The 19483-nt window shown below is 42.6% G+C and carries 15 protein-coding genes; 1 reads left to right on the top strand and 14 read right to left on the bottom strand.

All coding sequences use genetic code 11. From position 1 onward, the window contains the following. Positions 1 to 111 precede the first annotated feature (111 nt). The gene (locus tag C0213_01955) at positions 112 to 2475 is read right to left on the bottom strand and encodes an endonuclease MutS2 (protein ID AUX11251.1); all 2364 of its coding nucleotides are present in this window, start codon (positions 2473 to 2475) and stop codon (positions 112 to 114) included. Positions 2476 to 2530: 55 nt separating this feature from the next. Continuing rightward, on the bottom strand, positions 2531 to 3070 hold the full coding sequence (locus C0213_01950; protein ID AUX11250.1) for a colicin V production protein CvpA: 540 nt from the start codon (positions 3068 to 3070) through the stop codon (positions 2531 to 2533). A 193-nt stretch (positions 3071 to 3263) separates the two neighbouring features. On the opposite strand from C0213_01950, the gene C0213_01945 reads away from it, so the two are divergent. Beyond that, positions 3264 to 4187 (top strand): ribonuclease HIII, encoded by a 924-nt coding sequence (locus C0213_01945; protein ID AUX11249.1) that lies wholly within the window; start codon positions 3264 to 3266, stop codon positions 4185 to 4187. Positions 4188 to 4365: 178 nt separating this feature from the next. Here the strand turns inward: C0213_01945 and C0213_01940 are convergent, their stop codons facing one another. The 12 genes from C0213_01940 to C0213_01885 all read right to left on the bottom strand — a co-directional run bounded on the left by C0213_01940 (position 4366) and on the right by C0213_01885 (position 19481). Further along, positions 4366 to 4677: a DUF1292 domain-containing protein gene (locus C0213_01940; protein AUX11248.1), complete on the bottom strand. Its 312-nt coding sequence runs from the start codon at positions 4675 to 4677 to the stop codon at positions 4366 to 4368. A gap of 47 nt (positions 4678 to 4724) precedes the next feature. Beyond that, positions 4725 to 5168, bottom strand: coding sequence for a Holliday junction resolvase RuvX (locus C0213_01935; protein ID AUX11247.1), 444 nt, complete (start codon positions 5166 to 5168; stop codon positions 4725 to 4727). Continuing rightward, a complete protein-coding gene (locus C0213_01930) occupies positions 5168 to 5428 on the bottom strand; it encodes an IreB family regulatory phosphoprotein (protein AUX11246.1) in 261 nt (86 codons plus the stop codon). The genes C0213_01935 and C0213_01930 overlap by 1 nt, the downstream gene beginning before the upstream one ends. A 186-nt stretch (positions 5429 to 5614) precedes the next feature. Then, positions 5615 to 8251, bottom strand: coding sequence for an alanine--tRNA ligase (locus C0213_01925; GenBank protein AUX11245.1), 2637 nt, complete (start codon positions 8249 to 8251; stop codon positions 5615 to 5617). A 246-nt stretch (positions 8252 to 8497) separates the two neighbouring features. After that, a complete protein-coding gene (locus tag C0213_01920; GenBank protein AUX11244.1) occupies positions 8498 to 9484 on the bottom strand; it encodes a hypothetical protein in 987 nt (328 codons plus the stop codon). A gap of 34 nt (positions 9485 to 9518) precedes the next feature. After that, positions 9519 to 10877, bottom strand: a complete 1359-nt coding sequence (locus C0213_01915) for an ATP-dependent helicase (GenBank protein AUX11243.1) — start codon at positions 10875 to 10877, stop codon at positions 9519 to 9521. A gap of 44 nt (positions 10878 to 10921) precedes the next feature. Beyond that, on the bottom strand, positions 10922 to 11875 hold the full coding sequence (locus C0213_01910) for a DHH family phosphoesterase (GenBank protein AUX11242.1): 954 nt from the start codon (positions 11873 to 11875) through the stop codon (positions 10922 to 10924). Between the two features lie 3 nt (positions 11876 to 11878). Further along, positions 11879 to 13201: a hypothetical protein gene (locus tag C0213_01905; GenBank protein ID AUX11241.1), complete on the bottom strand. Its 1323-nt coding sequence runs from the start codon at positions 13199 to 13201 to the stop codon at positions 11879 to 11881. A gap of 118 nt (positions 13202 to 13319) precedes the next feature. Then, positions 13320 to 14450, bottom strand: coding sequence for a DNA polymerase IV (locus C0213_01900; GenBank protein AUX11240.1), 1131 nt, complete (start codon positions 14448 to 14450; stop codon positions 13320 to 13322). Positions 14451 to 14523: 73 nt separating this feature from the next. Continuing rightward, positions 14524 to 16020 (bottom strand): glucose-6-phosphate dehydrogenase, encoded by a 1497-nt coding sequence (locus tag C0213_01895; protein ID AUX11239.1) that lies wholly within the window; start codon positions 16018 to 16020, stop codon positions 14524 to 14526. Between the two features lie 19 nt (positions 16021 to 16039). Continuing rightward, a complete protein-coding gene (locus C0213_01890; protein ID AUX12793.1) occupies positions 16040 to 16702 on the bottom strand; it encodes a Cro/Cl family transcriptional regulator in 663 nt (220 codons plus the stop codon). Positions 16703 to 16886: 184 nt separating this feature from the next. After that, complete coding sequence (locus tag C0213_01885) at positions 16887 to 19481, bottom strand: bifunctional acetaldehyde-CoA/alcohol dehydrogenase (GenBank protein AUX11238.1); 2595 nt, start codon at positions 19479 to 19481, stop codon at positions 16887 to 16889. Positions 19482 to 19483 lie beyond the last annotated feature (2 nt).

Here is a 19483-nt window from a genome sequence, read left to right as displayed (position 1 = left end):
TTGTGTAAAACCAATTGCTTACTTTTAGTCTACACCTTGACCTATTGAAAGACAATTAAAAAAACTCAAAAATAGGTTTGGCAACCACCCATTTTCGAGTTTTTAATCAGCTTACTTAAATGTCACAATGGTGGCACCATTCCCACCAGCATTAGCTGGTGCATATTCGTACTTCTTCACCTGACGATTGGCTTGGAGGTATTCTTGAACCCCTTGACGAATCGCACCAGTTCCTTTACCGTGGACAATCGTGACTTGTTGATAATTAGCTAATAGTGCCGCATCAATATATTGATCCACTTCGGCCATTGCTTCTTCATAGCGTTTGCCCCGTAAATCCAATTGCGCTTTAACATGGCGCGCACCACCGCTATTAACGGTTGTCACATGGCGTTGTGGTCGGTTATCTTCAACGACTTTTTGTTTTTCCAAATCGTCACTGGCAATCTTCATCTTGATAATGCCCATTTGGACTTCCCAATTTTTCGGATCAATTTGGCGCATTAAAGTCCCTCGTTGGCCGTAAGACGTGACTAATACGTCATCGCCAACTTTAAGCGTTTGACGTCGTTTAGCCCGTTGGAGCACTTTATTTTTCTTCAAGGTCGTTTCTTGATGTAGTTGGCCTAATTCAGCCTTGGCGTCGATTAATTGATTTTCCTTAATCTGTGCCCCTTGATTCATTTGCATATCACGCAATTTAGTGATGACTTTATCCGCTTTGACTTCAGCTTTTTCGACAATCGCATTTGCTTTTTCTTTGGCCTTCGTCATTTCCGTTTCGCGGTCTTCAAAGAATTGTTGATAAGCTGTTGAGAGTTGTTGGTGCAGATCAGTCGCTTCTGATAATTCATGCCGTAGTGCTTGGTATTCGGTTTCGGCTGCCTTCCGTTGATTTTCAAGATCGGTAATCATATTGTTCAAATCTTGGCTTTCATCGTTCATTAACTGTTTAGCTTGAGCGACAATTGAATTTGGTAAACCAAGCCGTGTGGAAATATCAAACGCATTACTGCGACCAGGGACCCCGATTAAAAGGCGGTACGTTGGCTGTAGCGTCGCTACATCAAATTCCATGCTGGCATTGATGGTTTGTGGTCGGTTGTAGCCATAAATCTTCAATTCAGGATAATGGGTTGACGCCACCACGTTAGCTCCGACAATCCCGATTTGATCCAAGATGGCAATCGCTAAAGCAGCCCCTTCTTGCGGATCAGTCCCGGCCCCTAATTCATCTAATAGCACTAAACTCCGATCATCAATTTGTTTGAGAATCTGAATAATATTTTCCATATGTGCTGAGAAAGTACTCAAGTTCTGTTCGATTGATTGTTCATCACCAATATCAGCAAAGATATCTGAGAAGACACCAACTTGGCTTTCTTCACGCGCCGTGATAAATAAGCCTGATTGGGCCATTACTTGGACTAAGCCCAGTGTTTTAAGGGTAATGGTTTTACCACCGGTATTCGGACCTGTCACCACAATTGCCTGGTAATCCGCACCGATCGCAATATCATTGGCCACGACTTTAGCCGCATCAATTAAAGGATGGCGGGCTTGTTTTAAATCAACATGATTCTCCGGATTGATCAAAGGTTCCGTTGCTTTTAAGGCTTTTGCCAGTTGCGCTTTGGCATTCACGAAATCGAGTTGGCCCAATAATTCAGCATTTGCTAAAATATTGTGGCGTTCTGGCATAATGGCTTCTGATAATTCCGCCAAAATCCGTTCGATTTCTTGTTGTTCTTCAATCTGTAATTGGCGCAGACGGTTATTTAATTCCATAATCGCTTGGGGTTCCATAAATAGGGTTTGACCACTGGCACTTTGATCATGCACCACTCCACCGAATTGACCACGGTATTCTTGTTTAACAGGAATTACATAGCGGTCATTACGAATTGTCACGATCGGATCACTTAAATATTTAGCTTTCGCGCCGTGCGTGTAGCTAGCCATCCGACTTCTAATCTGGCCTTCTAGTTGCTTCAAGCCCGTTCTTAAGCCGCGTAACTTGGTTGAAGCAGTATCTAAAATGGCACCATCATCAGCCACCGAGCTTCTAATCCGTTCGGTTAATTGCGGTAGCGTGACAAATTGTGCCACCAATTCAGGTAAAGCTTTTAATTCGAGTTCGTCTTTTTCCAAGTCCTCAAAGAAACGAACCACGGCAGACGTTGCGCGTAAAACGCGCCCGATTTGAGCGAGCTCACTCCCATTTAACATGGCTCCGATTTCGATCCGTTTTAAATGTGGTCTGATATTTTCCAATTGGGGCAATGGGATGCCACCTTTTAGCCGTTCAATATCAACACCGTCTTTGGTTTGGTTTAAGCGAATCTGAATCAAATCGGCTTCATTAATCGGTTCTAAAGTTGCAATTTGTTCTTGGCCAAACGCTGTAATCGCGTAGCCTTGCAACATTTGCTTAATTTTGTCGTACTCTAATGTTTTTAATATTTTATGATTCATTTCTGTTAACTCCTTCTAAAAAAGGGGCGACCTTCGTCAGCCCCTTACAGCTATGTTAACCAACTATCCACCATTGTGTCACAAGTGAGGTTAATAGTGGTGTTTTAAGCACCATCATCTTAGCAAGCCACGAATGGGCCAACATGGTTTGTAGCCCATCAACTGGTACTAAGGCTAAGACATACAATACTAAGAAAATCCCGATATAAACAACCATGAAATTTAAGATGCCGCCTAAAACTTTATTAAAACGGCTGAAAACGTACATAAATGTTAATGAATTCAACAACAAGCCAATAAAGCGGATAATCAAGCCACTAATGAACATGATTAGTACAAAGGCCACACCGATATAAAAGGCCTTATCGAGTGATAACCCCACCTTCTGTTGGAAAAAAGCAAAGTAACTTTCTTCGGTTGCCGATGGATATGGTACTAACAAATTTAATTTAGGGCCGAGCGTCTTGCTTAATGGGACCGCAATCCAAAAGGCAATGAAATAACCAATTGCATAAACGACCTGTAAGACAATTCCCCGGCGCATCCCAGTATAAATCGCATGTAACAACATTAAGATAATAATTAGACTTAGCATAATTTCCCCTTAACCGCGCTTTTAATTTGATATGATTCATCACTATCCGGCCAACCAGCTATTTCTGGTAACCAGCTTCAGACATTGCAAATAAAATTTGCTACTTCAACTGAACTATTTTATCATGAAATAAGGAGAAGTAGCAATTTTACCATTAATATCTTATTTTACCATTCATTGAGGAGGATGGCGCATGCAAGCTGTGATAAAAATGACCCCGGCACAATTAAAAACAATTCAACAAACTTATCCGTCCAATCGTCCCCTACCACCTGGTGCCGTTTTTGCCCACCGTGGCAACGGTTTGAACGTTACCGGCTATCGCTCCGGCAAAGTGCTTTTTCAAGGGCCAACCGCTGAGGCCGCCGCTGCTAAGTGGGGCCCGCTAGCACCCGCTAAGCAAAGTAAGGCTACTAAGGGGTCTGCCAAAGGTGACACACTACCACCCGATTTTGCTAACTGGTCGGTTATCGGCTCAGACGAAGTCGGCAATGGTAGTTACTTTGGCCCACTGACGATTGCCGCCGTCTATGTCAGTCAGGAAAATCTCAGCTTTGTTCGCAATTTAGGCGTCGCTGATTCCAAAACCTTAACTGACGCTCAGATTGATCAAATGGCGATTAAAATGATGACCAAACTGCCTTATCATATCGTCAATATCATGCCGCAAAAATATAACCAAGTTCACGAACAAATGAATATCGAAAAAATGAAGGCGGTCAGCCATAACTTTGCCCTCTTAAAAGTCTTGAAGAAAATTCAACCGGATCAACCTCAAGGCATTTTAATCGATCAATTCGAACCCCGTGCCACTTACTATCGTTATTTAAAAGACGAACCAGTGGTGTTGCGTGATAACGTCTACTTCACAACTAAAGCAGAACAGTTTCATCTTGCGGTCGCAGCCGCTTCGATTATCGCCCGCCATCAAGCCAACCTATCAATGATTGAGCTTTCCAAACGCGCTGGACGTGACATCCCAGTCGGGGCACACAAATCGATTGACAAAATTGCGGCCGATTTATTGGATCAAGGCGGTTTGGCCTACCTAGGCCAATTTGCTAAATTACATTTTATTAACACTAAAAAAGCACAGGCTTTACGCTCACCAAGATAATAGGGACCAAGACGATTTAGCGTCTTGATCCCTATTTTTGTAGCATGGTCTAATTAAAACGTGCCTCCCAAGCTAGATTTCTGCGCTTAGCGCCGGTTGTCAGATTAGCGATTATATCGCTAATCTGACAACCTATGCTAATGCTCAAAATCTGATCAAGCTTGAGAGGCACTCTGTTTTATTGCATATTGTCGTCTGCTAAGAATGTGTTTAGGACTTCTTCTACCATTTCCCATTCTTCATCATCTTCAATTGGGAAAAGATCGCCTTGGCTGGCGTCTCCTGCAACGTCTGATGTGAAAGCGAAAGCTTGAATGTCGACTTCTTCGTCTTCAGCTGAGCTTGCTGGGTATAATAGGACATATGATTTACCATAATCTTCAGAATCAAAAGTAAAGAGCACTTGGTATAATTCTTCGTTACCTTGATCATCGATTAAAGTAATTTCTTGTTCTGCTTCTTGGTGGATGTTCTTATTTGTTTCAGTCATTCATCAAAACCCCTTAATATTTAATTATCTCATTCATTAACTGGTTGCTAGTACCCTTGTTTGGTCAAAGGCCCTTTAGCATCCAAATAGTTCTGCAAAATCATTACCGCAGCAAGTTTATCAATCACTTGCTTACGCTTTTTTCGTGAGGTGTCGGCTTGTTCCACTAACATTCGCTCAGCTTGAACAGTTGTTAGTCGTTCATCAATATAATCAACTGGGATTTCTGGGAATAATTCGGTCAACATCGCACCGTATTCCTGAGCCTTAACCGCCCGCGGGCCAATTGAATTATTCATATTCTTAGGTAATCCTAAGACAAAGCCCGTTACTTGGTGCTGCGCAACGAGTTCCTTCACTCGGTCTAAACCAAATTCAGATTCATCCTCATTAATTCTAATGATTTCAACACCTTGGGCGGTCCAACCAAATAAATCGCTCACAGCAATACCGACGGTTCTTGAACCGACATCAAATCCCATTAAGCGCATTATTTAGTATTCCCCTTATCAAGATAGTTCTTCACGAGTTCTTCGATAATCTCATCTCGTTCGTGCTTACGAATTAAGTTACGAGCGTCGTTATAGCGTGGAATGTAAGCAGGATCCCCTGATAACAGGTAGCCGACAATCTGGTTAATAGGATTATAGCCCTTATCTTCTAAAGTTTGGTAGACCGTTACCAATGTTTCATGCACATTCTTAGGACTATTCTTACCAAAATCAAAATGGACTGTTTTATCTAGATTCATCTCTCAACACCTCAACTTTTCGCTACTTATACAACCATATTCTACTCGAAAATCTATAAAAGTACAACTCGCATCACTCGGTTGTCGTAACGCTGAATATCCACTATACCACAATTCAAACCCAACGTGCTATTTTCTGCAAAAAAATAAAGCTGATTAAAACTAATCAACTTTATTCCTTGATGATTAAGCTAAAAATTCTTTAGCAGCTGCCAAGGCAGCTGGAATCCCAGCTGGATTTTTACCACCAGCTTGCGCCATATCAGGACGGCCACCACCGCCACCACCAACAAGTGGGGCGATTTGTTTGATTAAGTCACCGGCTTTAATACCCGCTTTAATCGCATCTGGAGCGACGGCCACAATCAAACTAACCTTGTCACCCGCAACAGTTGCGAGCACTAAGACGTCTGAAATTTGTTTTTGTTGCCATTGATCCGCTAATTGCCGTAATTCATTCACCCCGGCAACCTTTGCATCAGCGGCTACTAAGCGCCATTGACCTGCTTCAACAACATTTCCAAAAACATTGCCGGCTTGTTCTTGTGCAAATTTAGCTTTTAATTGTTCATTTTCTTTTTGTTCTGCTTTTAAATCCGCTTGTAATTGTTGAATCTTCTTAGGAAGATCCTTTGTTTGGGCAACTTTTAATTCACCAGCTAATTCATTTAAAAGCACTTGTTTGTCATTTAAATATTTAAAGGCTGCCTTAGAAGTAACGGCTTCGATCCGACGTGTGCCGGCGCCAATACCTGACTCACTGGTAATCTTGAATAAGCCAAGATCTGAAGTGTTGTTAGCATGTGTCCCACCACAAAGTTCCATTGAGTAATCTCCAATTTGAACAACACGAACTGTTTTACCATATTTTTCGGTAAAGAGCGCGATGGCCCCCATTTGTTTAGCTGTTTCAATGTCCGTTTCAACCGTATTAACTGGAAGAGCTGCCCAAATCTTATCGTTTACGATTTGTTCTACTTCAGCTAATTGATCTGGTGTCACTTGGCCCAAGTTAGTGAAATCAAAACGTAAGTAATCAGGTTCCACTAATGAACCAGCTTGATGGGTATGTTCGCCTAAAACATCTCTTAGTGCTTGATCCAATAAATGAGTTGCCGTATGGTTCTTAACTACGCCACTTCTAAAGGTTGGATCAACAGCTAAGGTATAGTGGACACCACTGATCATTTCTTTTAACACTTTAACCGTGTGTAAAGGTTGGCCATTGGGTGCGTATTGGACGTCTGTGACTTCCGCAACCACTTGGCCGGCAAGATTCTTGATAATCCCTTGATCAGCCACTTGTCCCCCCATTTCAGCGTAAAATGGTGTTGCTTCAAAGACTAATTGCGCCACGCCGGTTGTCACACTTTCTTGTTCAGCATTATCTTGAATGATATCTGCCAAACGACTTTCAGTTTCTAATTCATTATAACCTGTGAATTCACTCTTAGTCTTGATGTTTAATAAGACTTCGTTTTGTGAGCCCATTGATTGTTCATCGCTCCGTGCATTACGAGCACGTGCTTTTTGAGCAGCCATTTCTTTTTCAAAACCAGCTTGATCAACGGTTAAACCTTCATCTTCAGCATATTCAGTTGTTAATTCGATTGGGAAACCAAATGTATCAAAGAGTTTGAAGGCATCTGCGCCGTTAATTTCAGTTTTATTTTCAGCTTTAACGGCTTCGATTGTTTGGTTTAATAAGCGTAAGCCATCATTTAAAGTTTCGCGGAAACGATCTTCTTCAGAACGGATCACTTTTTCAATGAAGTCTTTTTGCTCTAAGATGTCTGGGTAATAGCTGTGCATAATTTCGCCAACGATTGGGACTAATTTGTACATGAAAGCGTCGTTGATGCCTAACTTCTTACCGTTTAAGATAGCCCGCCGAATTAATCGACGGAGCACATAACCGCGTCCTTCGTTAGCTGGCATTGCGCCATCACCAATTGCAAAGGTAACGGCCCGTGCGTGATCTGCGATAATCTTAAATGAAATATCGTCAGCAGCATTTTGACCATATTGTTTATGGTCACTCATTGCAGCTGTGGCTTCAATCAATGGCATAAATAAATCTGTTTCGAAGTTAGTTGGGGCTTCTTGAATCACTGAGACAAGTCGTTCAAGACCCATCCCCGTATCAATATTTTTGTGTGGTTGTTCGACATATTCACCGTTTGGTAAATGGTTAAATTCTGAGAACACGATATTCCAAACTTCGAGATAACGTTCGTTTTCGCCACCAGGATAGTTTTCAGGATCGTCTTCACTAACATTGTTGAAACTTTGACCCCGATCGTAGAAAATTTCTGAATCGGGACCACATGGACCTTCACCGATATCCCAGAAGTTATCTTCAACTTCAATAATTCGGTCTTCTGCCAAACCAACCTTTTCATGCCAGATGCGGTGTGCATCCTTATCCTTAGGATAAACCGTCACGTAAAGCTTTTCAGGATCTAAGCCAATCCACTTGTCGCTTGTTAAGAATTCCCAAGCCCAAGGAATGGCATCTTCTTTAAAGTAATCACCAACAGAGAAGTTACCGAGCATTTCGAAGAATGTATGATGACGGGCAGTCTTACCCACGTTTTCAATATCGTTGGTTCGGATACTCTTTTGCGCATTCGTGATCCGCGGATTATTAGGCACAACACGGCCATCAAAATATTTCTTTAAAGTGGCAACCCCAGAGTTAATCCATAATAGCGTTGGATCATCGTCTGGAATCAATGAGGCACTTGGTTCAACATCATGGCCTTTTTCTTTAAAAAAGTCTAAAAACATTTGGCGCACTTGGGCGCTTGTTAGTTGTTTCATATCATTTTCTCCTTAAAAAAAATAAAACACCGCTGCAAATTCAAGGACGCAAAAGCGCGGTACCACCTTGATTGCAACGATGTTAGTCGTTAACCTCTTTATGAGTTTATTCAATTATTTAGGCGTTGGGGAGCGCGTCAATCCGTCGTCAACACCTCTCAGTCAAGGGTCTTGTTCCTGTCGTTCTAGTGATTAACGTATATCCCAGCACTTCAAAAGTATAGAAAATAATTCACCACTTGTCAACTACTCGAGTGCAACAGTGATTGTGCGCCGATAACGCGTCGCAAGATCAGTATTGCCCATCAACGCAGTTGGCACGCCTGATTCATAAAATGGCGAGCTAGGTAACTGACGTTCAAGTTGATAGCGACCACCAGTGACACACGGCCCACCCTTGTAAATAAGTGGATCAGTCGTCAACTCGTACGCCTGTTGGTCAGCCGCAAAATCTAGACCAAACGAAGCCGCTGATACGGCCGTTGGTTGTGGCAAGTGATTGCCAGTCGGCCATAACGTTGGCACACCCGCACTTCTTAACCATTCATACTGATCAACACTGACAAAATCAAAACCTTGTTGCCGCAATGCTTGTCTGAGTTGCTGTTGTGTGAACGGCGTTTTTTCAAAAACCTGATAGCCTTGTTGGTCTGCCAAAAGTCGTAACACTAAGTGTGCCGTCTCTAACAACGGTGTCTCCGGCTGTGCTCGGTATAACCCATTTTGAATCTCAGCTTGAAAGCGACTGAAGAACAGTTGATTGCCCGTAAAATGTCGTGTGATTGATGAATAGCGCCCTTGCGCTAACCAGCCACTTGGGACGGACTCTCGAGCTACCAATAAAGCTGGCATATTAACCATCCGACTCGGTGTCGTGAGTTGGTCAATATAAGTATCCACATCCGTTTTATCCGCCCAAAGTTGGCCTTCGTTAGCAGCCAGTTGCCGATTAGTTTGGGCAAACCATTCACTCGGTGCCAGTTTATCCGCCCCCAATGACCAACCTAAACTAACAGCTGATTGTGCCGGAATGAAGATAAATTGCTCACCCGAAAACCAAGCACTGTATGTCTTAAACGTTAATCGACCAGCTTGGACCACTTCCGGTTGAATCCCTTCAATGGTAACTAGCGGGCTGACAAAATACCGTAAAACCTGGCCAAAATTAGCGCGCCGGGCTTGTTCCGATAGTTGTAACCAATTTGGTAATTGCAAGTCATTTTCATGTACCATGACAACACCTCATTTATAAACTCATTAACGGTTATTATTTTTGATTTTGTTTCTTATTATTACGCTTACGTTCACGCATCTCAACACGTTGTTCAATCCGACGTTTTTGACGCGCATCTTTTTGGATTGCTTCTTTAATCTTTTTCTTGTAACCAGGCTTACGCTTGATTTTGGCTTTTTTAACAAAGCCTTTTAAGTTAACATCTAATTCATGCGTTGTTGCAACCCGTTTTTTACGACGGTTACGGTCATAAGAAGTCACCAATTCGCCATCTTTAAAGGCTTTGGGTGTGAACTTAATCCCCATTGCTTCGATTTGTGCAACAGCTTGTTCGTCATCTGGACCATAAAGTGTAATCGCAGTGCCCTTAAGACCATTCCGGCCTGTCCGACCCACACGATGCACGAAGAATTCTAAATCTTCGCGTGGTACTTCGGCATTGATGACCATGCTAATCCCTTCGATATCAATCCCACGAGCGGCTAAATCAGTCGCCACAACGTATTGATAATCAAGATTATGAACTTCCTTCATAATCCGTTTCCGTTGACGTGGTGGAATATCACCATGAATCTTAGCAACCTTCAACCCTTGTGATTGGAGATAATGATGGATGTCATCAACCTTGCTCTTGGTATTTGCAAAGATCAAGACCATGAATGGATGGCCCATTGTGATTAATGAATAGATTGTTTGATTGAGGGCTTTACCCTTAGTTGGCACCAACCAGTTTTCAATCGTTGGGCTAATGATCGTTTCATTCTTCACTTCTTCAATTACTGGGTTATGCATGTATTTTTGTAAGAACGGTTGTAATTTATCAGGAATCGTTGCTGAAAAGACCATCATTTGTAAGTCTTCTGGTAACCGGCTTGCAATATTATCAACTGGCTTCAAAAAGCCCATATCAAGCGTCATATCAGCTTCATCAATCACTAATGTTTTAGCTGTATAAATCTTAAGTGCCTTGCTTGTGATCAAATCTAAAATCCGACCAGGTGTCCCAATCACGATTTGTGGTTGATGTTGTTGTAATTTTTCGATTTGACGTTGTTTATCAGTCCCACCAACGTAGCGACCAATCCGAATATCACCAGTCATATGCTTTGTGATTAATTCAGCGGCCGTATAAATTTGGTAAGCCAATTCCCGACTAGGGGCTGTGATGACGATTTGAACTTCGTCTTTTTCAGGGACTAACTTATTTAAAAGTGGTAATAAGAAGGCATGAGTCTTCCCACTCCCTGTTTGTGATTGTCCGATAACACTCTTACCAGCGTTGATGGCTGGAATCACACGGCGTTGAACCGCCGTTGGTTTTGTAAAGTGCATCTCGTCTAAAGCCGTAATGATTTCTGGTTTTAGATTGAATTGTGTAAATTGATTATCCATAAAGTCCTGCTTTCTATTGTTTAAATCCGTCAAAAAAGTATCTGTTACTGTGCTGTGTAATCAGCAGCAAGCGCTGATAATGCCGTAATAATCGTGTCAATTTCAGCTTGATCCGCTGCTTTGGCCCCGCTGGCAAGCGGATGCCCACCACCGTCATGTTGCTTAGCCAATTCATTAATGATTGGCCCTTTAGAACGGAAGTGAACGCGATAAGTGCCGTCGTCTTGTTGGACAAAAATGACCCACGTTAACACACCTTTTAATCGGCCAGGTGTGCCGACAATTGAATGAACCTGTTGGGCTGATACATTCAAACGTTTTTGCGTTTCTTGGTCCACAACCAGATAAGCCACTTGGTCGTCATTAACCTGCAATTGATCAAATAAGTAACCTTGTAACTTTGCTTGTTCGAGTGTAATCTCGTTCATCCGTTGATTAATCTTATCATGTTGAATGTCAAACGTCATTAGTTGCGCGGCACAAGTCATTGTGTGCGGTGTCGTTGAATTAAACATGAAACGCCCAGTATCGCCCACAATCCCGGCGTAAAGCACACGAGCGGCTGCTTGATTCAATTGTAATTGGCCTTGGCTATCGTTGATCATATCGACAATAATTTCGGAAGTGCTAGACGCATCTGGTAACACCCAATTTAAATCCCCATAAGGTTCGTCGTTGGGATGATGATCAATTTTAATCAAGTAATCCCCTTGGTTATAATCTTCGCCACTAATCCGGGGGGTATTGGCAGCATCAGTTGTAATCACCAACGCACCTTGGTATAAAGCCGGATCAATTGGTTGCGCATTGGCTAACCAAGCTAAGTTGCCGGTATCACTACCGACTTGGTAAACCTTTTTATCGGGATAGCTATTACGAATCACTTCAGCCAACCCCACTTGCGAACCAATCGCATCTGGATCTGGATTGACATGACGATGAATCATAATCGTTTGGTAAGCTTTAATTTTAGCAATAATTTGTTCTGGAATAGTCATTGATTAACCTCTTTCTAAAATTTGGCAGGTCACAATTGCTTTGGCAACAATGACGTGATTGGCATAAACATCAACATCAACTTTAGCGGAGCGCCGGCCAATCTCTAATATCCGCGGTAAAATTTGAATCTGACTTTCAATTTGGATTAAGCGCAGATAATGCAAATTAATCTGTTCAATCATTGAATGACGTTGATGTGTCGCTTGTAACATCCGTTGACAAGCGGCCGAAACGGCTTCACTCAAGACACCAAACGAAATCGTCCCTAAGTTATTGGTCATTTGGGGACTCACTTCAAACTGATACGCCGCTGAATAAAATTCAGGGAAACTCTCGCTAGGATGTAGCAGTTCGATAATTTGGTCGTAGAAAGTTTCGGCCACTTGCGGTTGACGTTGGGCCGTTTGCATATTGCTCATCACGTCTTGGCGCGTAATAATGCCTTCTAATTCAAGGTTATCAGCAACCACCGGCATGATTTCCAAACTATTCCAAGTCATCGCATGTCCGACACTGGCAATACTCATATACTTCTTAACACTCGCAGGTTCTTTGGTCATTACCTTATCAAGCGTCATCGAAGCTGGTTTATCCAAAATATCCTTCACCGTGACGATTCCGACTAAGCGCCGGTGTTCATTAATCACCGGGAAGCGTGAATGTTTAACCGCAGCACTCAATTTCTTGTAATCGCCGACCGTATCAGTCGCCAATAATGAGTATGTTTCTGAAAATGGGCGGTAGATTGAGGCCACCGTCGTAATTTCTTTTTTGATTAATTGATCGGTTAATGCCCGGTTAATCAACGTTGCAACGGTATACGTATCGTAAGTCGTTTGCAAAATGGGCAATGCTAGCTCGTTAGCCAGTGCAATCACTTCATCGGAAGTGTGAAAACCACCCGTGATCAAAACCGCTGCGCCATTTTCTAGCGCTAATCGTTGCACGTCGATCCGATCACCAACGATTAACAATGATTTCGGCGTGATATACCGGGTAATCGCCGCTAACTGCATCGCACCAATTACGAACTTATCCAACAACTTATTCAAGCCGTCTTTGCCACCTAAAACTTCACCATCGATGACTTGGACAATCTCGGCAAAAGTGAGGTTTTCAATCTTGCCTTTTAATTTTTGTTCAATTCGAATCGTGCCGACCCGTTCAATCGTGCTGACTAAGCCGTTATTTTCAGCGGCCTTGATTGCCCGATAAGCCGTTCCTTCACTAACCGCTAGCGTCTTGGCAATTGAGCGCACCGATATCTTATCGCCAATTGGCAAATTCTCAATGTACATTAATATTTGATCATGCTTCGTTGCCACTCAAACACCACCGCCATTTCCGCTTAGTTAATCCTATTTGTGCCAATTCGTCTATTAGCCCATTTTCATAGTTACTTACAGTATATCGGTTTTACCCGTCAAAGACAAAGTAATCTCGTCAATCATTTTCCCAATCGTAAAGTGGGAGCGTTATATTTTCAAAAGTCTGGGGGGCTAAATTAGTCACGGTAATCCCCAACAAGCGAATCCCAACTTCTGCCTGGCCGATTGATTGCCAAATTTGGTTGGCAATCGCCTCTAACTCCGCGGCATTACCAACATATTCACCGAGTGTTTTGCGTTTGGTAATCGTTTCGTACTGCCGATTACGCACTTTTAAAACGACCGTTAAGCCATGTTTCTGATTTTTGTGCAACCGCTGAGCCAATTCAATCGCCAAACTTTTCAGTTGGGCCTGCACTTGTTCTTCGCTAATCAACGGCTGGCCGTAAGTATGTTCGTTACCGATTGATTTACGTTCGCGTTGGTATTCGACTGGCCGGTTATCAATGCCCCGCACATGACGGTACAACCCATAACCCAACTTGCCAAAATGTTGCATCAAAAACATTTCCGATTGCGCCAGTAAATCGGCACCGGTCATAATCCCTAGTTCCTGCATCTTGGGCACCGTTTTTTGACCAACCCCTCTAAATTTTTCAATCGGCAAGCGGCTTAAAAAGGCGATTGCTTGTTCCGGCAAGACCAATGTTCGGCCGGCCGGTTTACGGTAATCAGAGGCCATCTTCGCTAAAAATTTATTGTAGGAAATCCCAGCGGAACTGACTAACTGTGTTTCTTCTAAAATCGCCTTTTGCAAGTACGCAACGACTTCAATCGTGTGCGCTAACCCCAACTTATTTTCAGTAACATCTAAATAAGCTTCATCAAAAGCAATCGGTTCAATTTTATCGGTCACCGTATGGAAAATTTCGTGAATCTGCGCCGAAACGGACTGATATAACGGAAAGTTCGGCGTCTTAAAAACGGCTTGATGTTTAGGAATTAATTCGGCAGCCTTTTGGGCACTCATCGCCGAATGCACCCCGTATTGGCGAGCGACGTAATTGGCCGTCGTCACGACCCCTTTGCCCCCTGTGTCACTCGGATCGCGGGCAATAATCAGCGGCTTTTGCCGTAAATCGGGCTGCTCACGTTCTTCAATGGAAGCGTAAAAAGCATCCATATCAATATGAATAATTTTGCGACTCGTATCGTTTTCCAACGGAATCTTAAATAATTCAGCCATTTTACGCCCCCTCTTTCATGCGATAAGAAAAGCCTGGTATGAATGGCTTCACACGCAGACTTCTCGGCAATTCTTATTTTTTTGTTTGAGTTGGATCAAAAATCCATTTGGCATCGGTTGAAGCCAATAAATCTGTCGCTTCTTTAGGCCCCATTGAACCGATTGCATACGTAGGAAGCGGTGTCTGATCTGCATCCCAAACTTGACGAATCGCATCGACAAATTGCCATGAAGCAGCTAATTCATGCCAATGCGTAAAGTTTGTGCCATCGCCATTTAACGCTTCTAAAATCAAACGTTCATAAGCTTCTGGGCTGTCAGCTAACATTTGTTCGTCATATTGATAATTTAATTGGTCAGGTTTCAATACGAAGCCTTGACCGACTTCCTTACCGTTGATTGTTAATGAGAAACCTTGTTCTGGTTCCACATAAATCGTTAAGACATCTGGTGCCATTGCTGAACGATCAGATTTATCATCAGCAAAAATATTAACCCCGGTCTTCTTGAAGACGATGTTGATTTGGGTTTCCTTGCGCGCTAAACGTTTCCCGGTCCGAACATAAAATGGTACGCCACACCAGCGTTCGTTATCAATCATCACTTTCCCAGCAACAAACGTTTCCGTTTGGGAGTCTGGTGCCACGTTAGTTTCTTGACGATAACCTGGTTTGCTTTCACCATCGACCGTTGTTTCAGCGTATTGGGCGCGGACAAAGTTTTGTTTAATCTCTGCTGGTGAATAAGGTTGGATACTTCTGAACAGACGTGTCTTTTCGCGTTGCACATCTTCTGCTGAGAAGTTAACCGGCACTTCCATTGCCAACATCCCAATCACTTGCATGATATGGTTTTGGAACATATCGCGCAAAGCACCAGACGTTTCGTAATAGCCAGCTCGTTCTTCAACCCCAACTGATTCGGCTAACGTAATTTGCACGTTATCGATAAATTGGTTATTCCAAACACCACTTAATAGGCCATTACCGAAACGTAAAGCAACGATATTTTGAATCATTTCCTTACCTAAATAATGATCAATGCGATAAATTTGGTCTTCAGCGAAAGTTTGGGTTAATTCTTGATTGAGCGCTTTGGCACTTTCGTAGTCACGACCAAATGGTTTTTCAATAATTAAACGGTTGAACCCATCTGCGGTCAACAAGGCTTCTGAACCTAAGTGACTGGCAATGGTCCCAAAATAACGGGGTGACATTGCCATATAATAGATGCGATTTTGGTTTAGTTGATATTTGTCATCTAATTTTGCTGCTAAGGCCTTCAGTGTTTCATAATGCTTGGCATCTGTGACATCGTGTGATTGATAGTAGAAGTGGCTCGTAAAGTTTTGCTTCGTTTTATCATCTTCTTCAAAACCTGCTAGGGATGCCATCACAATTTCGTGATAATGTTCATCTGTCCAAGGGCGTCTAGCGGTGCCAATCACTGCAAAACTTTCTTTTAAGTAACCCTTACGATATAGATTGAAAAGCGCTGGGTATAATTTGCGTTGTGCTAAATCACCCGAGCCACCAAATATAATAAATAATGCTGCTAAATCTGAGCGCATGTTCACACCACTTTCTTCATTAATCTGCTGTAACTGGCGTCACAAAAATGTGTTGCGCCGCTTTAATCCCGACTTGAATTTCGGTTTGCTGTGTTTCATCCATCACGGTAATCGGACTTTCAAAAAGCCCCACCTTCGTCAAAGTCACAGTATCGCCAACCGTTAAGCCGATTTCCAACGTGTATTTCAATAAATCATTATCATCTAATACCCGTTCAATTACCGCTTTTTCACCGACCTCAAGATCGACTAATGCATGGTGGCTCTGTTGTTCAAACTCACCTTTAGCGTTAGGGATAATGCCACCGTGTGGGCAGCGCTTTGGATGGCCTAAAAAATCGGCCAACCGTTCGGCTAAATCATGATTGGTTACATGCTCAAGCTGTTCTGCTTCTGGATGAACGGTATTAAATTGATAATGTAACTTGTCGACTAGAAAAACTTCCCACAAGCGATGATTGCGCACTAATAGCGCTGCTTCTCTAGCACCTTCACTTGTCAATTGAATCCCTTGATAGGGTGTGTGGTTGACGTAATTCTCTTTCACTAATTTGTTGACCATTTCCGTGACTGATGCTGCCGAAACGTTCAATCCCGCTAGAATTTCCTTATTGGTAACTTTTTTTGCGTCGCCACCAAGTTCAAAAATAATTTTTAAATAGTCTTCTTTATTGGGTGTCATTGCCATCCCGATCCTTAATCAAGTTTGTCGACAAACTTTTCTCAGTTCTCCCTGAATTAAATGAATGTCTACCCTCTATTATGCCCTATTTTGAGTAATATTAATACTCTCAGGTTTAAATTTAAACAAGATAAAAAGGATTAAGCCCTTCAAACAAGGCTTAATCCTTTTTAACTATTTATTTTTAAAATTCTGCTTCTAAGATACCTTTTAATTCTTTAATTAATGGTTCCTTTGGATTTGTAACGGTACAGTTATCTTCATAAGCTAATTCGGCTAATTCGTCAACATGTTGCTTGAAATCCGCCTTGGTGACACCGTTAGCCTTCAGACTCATTTGAATCCCAACACTTTCGGCTAATTCAGTCACTGCATTGGCATACGCTTCAACGAGTTCTGCTGTCGTATTACCCTTCAACCCAATATAACGTGCGATTTCGGCGTAATCTTCATCAGCTCTGAAGTAACTATATTTAGCCCAGAGTGCCCGTTTGGTTGGGGTTGTCGCATTATAGCGAATAACATGGGGCATTGTGATGGCTATCATCAAACCGTGGGGTAAGTTGAACGCGCCACCTAACTTGTGCGCCAGTGAGTGGTTGATGCCCAATAACGCATTCGCAAAGGCCATCCCCGCCATGGTTGAGGCATCATGCATGTTCCCTTTAGCCGTAATATCACCATCGTAGCTGGCCTTCAAGTTATCAAAAACTAATTTAATCGCCTGTAAACTAAGCCCCTTCGTGTAGTTAGACGCCATGGTTGATACGTAGCTTTCAGTCGCATGACAGAGCACATCCAACCCAGTGTGTGCCACAACTCGTGGTGGCACACTTTCGACAAATTGACTATCCACAATTGCCACGTCTGGCGTCAATGCATAATCTGCCAATGGGTATTTAATGTGGGTTTCGCTATCAGTAATCACCGCAAAAGGTGTTACTTCTGACCCCGTCCCAGAAGTTGTTGGGATACAGATTAGTTTGGTTTTGTTAAGTTTAGGGAACTTGTAGGTCCGCTTGCGAATGTCTAAGAATTTTTGTTTTGCGCCGAAGAAATCGGCCTCTTCTGAGTCATAGAATAACCACATCCCTTTAGCAGCATCCATGACAGAACCGCCACCAATTGCGACAATCGCATCTGGTTCAAAACTCCGCATCGCTGCAGCACCCTTATAAATCGTGTTGGTTGATGGATCTGGTTCAACATCTGAGAAGATTTGCATTTGAACGTCATTCGCCCGTTTAGCTAACACTTCTTCAACAATCCGGACATAACCAAGGTTCACCATGCCCTGATCAGCGACGATAAAAACCTTATTTAAATCAGCCATTTTTTCTAAATAGTTGACCGAATTTTTTTCAAAATAGATTTTGCTTGGCAATTTGACCCATTGCATATTATTCCGCCGTTTCGCCAATGTTTTAATATTCAATAAGTCAATTGTCGAGACATTATGTGAAATTGAGTTATGCCCATATGATCCACAGCCTAGTGTTAATGACGGAATCATTTCATTGTATAAATCACCAATCCCACCTTGGGCCGATGGTGTGTTAACCAACACACGACAAGCCTTCATCCGTTTTGCAAATTCTAATGGTAACGCGTCATCTGTCGTATGCAATGATGCGGTGTGGCCCAAGCCTCCTAGATCAAGCATCGCTTCACATAATGCCAAACCATCTTCACGGTCTTTGGCTTTAATCATCGCTAAGACCGGCGATAATTTTTCATGTGAGAGTGGGTATTGATGACCAACACCCTTGATTTCAGCAATTAAAACGGGGGTATCTTCTGGAATATCAATGCCAGCTAACTTAGCAATTTTAGCAGCTGATTGCCCAGGGATTGCCGGGCGCACAGCGTTCTTAGCCGGATCAATAATTGCTTCGTTTAACGCAGGGAGCTCACTTGCTTTGGCAAAATAAACACCTTGTGCTTGGAATTCTTTTTTAACCTCGTTGTAGATTTTAGCATCAACAATCACCGCTTGTTCTGATGCACAGATCATCCCGTTATCAAATGATTTCGATAATATTAAATCATTGACTGCTTGTTTGATATTGGCTGATTCTTCAATATAAGCTGGTGCGTTACCAGCCCCAACCCCTAACGCTGGTTTTCCAGTTGAATAAGCAGCCTTAACCATCCCTGGTCCACCAGTGGCTAGGACCGTTGCAATCCCAGTATGATTCATCAAAGCTTGAGTGGCTGCCAAACTAGGTTCCTCAATGAATAATAAGGCATCCGCTGGTAAGCCGGCTTTAACGGCTTCTTCTTTAATCACTTCAAGTGCTCTGGCAGAACATTTTTGGGCATTGGGATGGAAAGCAAAGATGATTGGATTCCGTGTTTTAATGGCAATTTCTGCCTTAAAAATCGTGGTTGAGGTTGGATTAGTAACCGGGGTTACCCCCGCAATGACCCCGACTGGTTCCGCAATCTTAGTAATCCCATGTTCTGGATCTTCTTCAATGACACCAACTGTTTTATTATCTTTAATCGCGTGCCAAATTTCTTCCGTTGCAAAAATATTTTTAATGGCTTTATCTTCATAGATTCCACGACCCGTTTCTTCAACGGCCATTTTAGCTAATTCCATATGATGATCAAGGCCGGCAATCGCCATTTGGTGGACAATATGATCCACCTTCGCTTGATCGAATGTTTCCATGATTTTAAGTGCTTCATGGGCCCGTGTGACTAAATCCGTCACCATCTTATCTACTTCAGATACCGCATCAACAACCGCTTTAACGCCTTCTTTTTTAACCATCA

It is taken from the genome of Latilactobacillus sakei (assembly GCA_002953655.1).
In the GTDB taxonomy this organism is placed as follows: domain Bacteria; phylum Bacillota; class Bacilli; order Lactobacillales; family Lactobacillaceae; genus Latilactobacillus; species Latilactobacillus sakei_A.
Note: the sequence above shows the minus strand (reverse complement) of the source record. Positions and strands in the feature narration are given on the sequence as shown.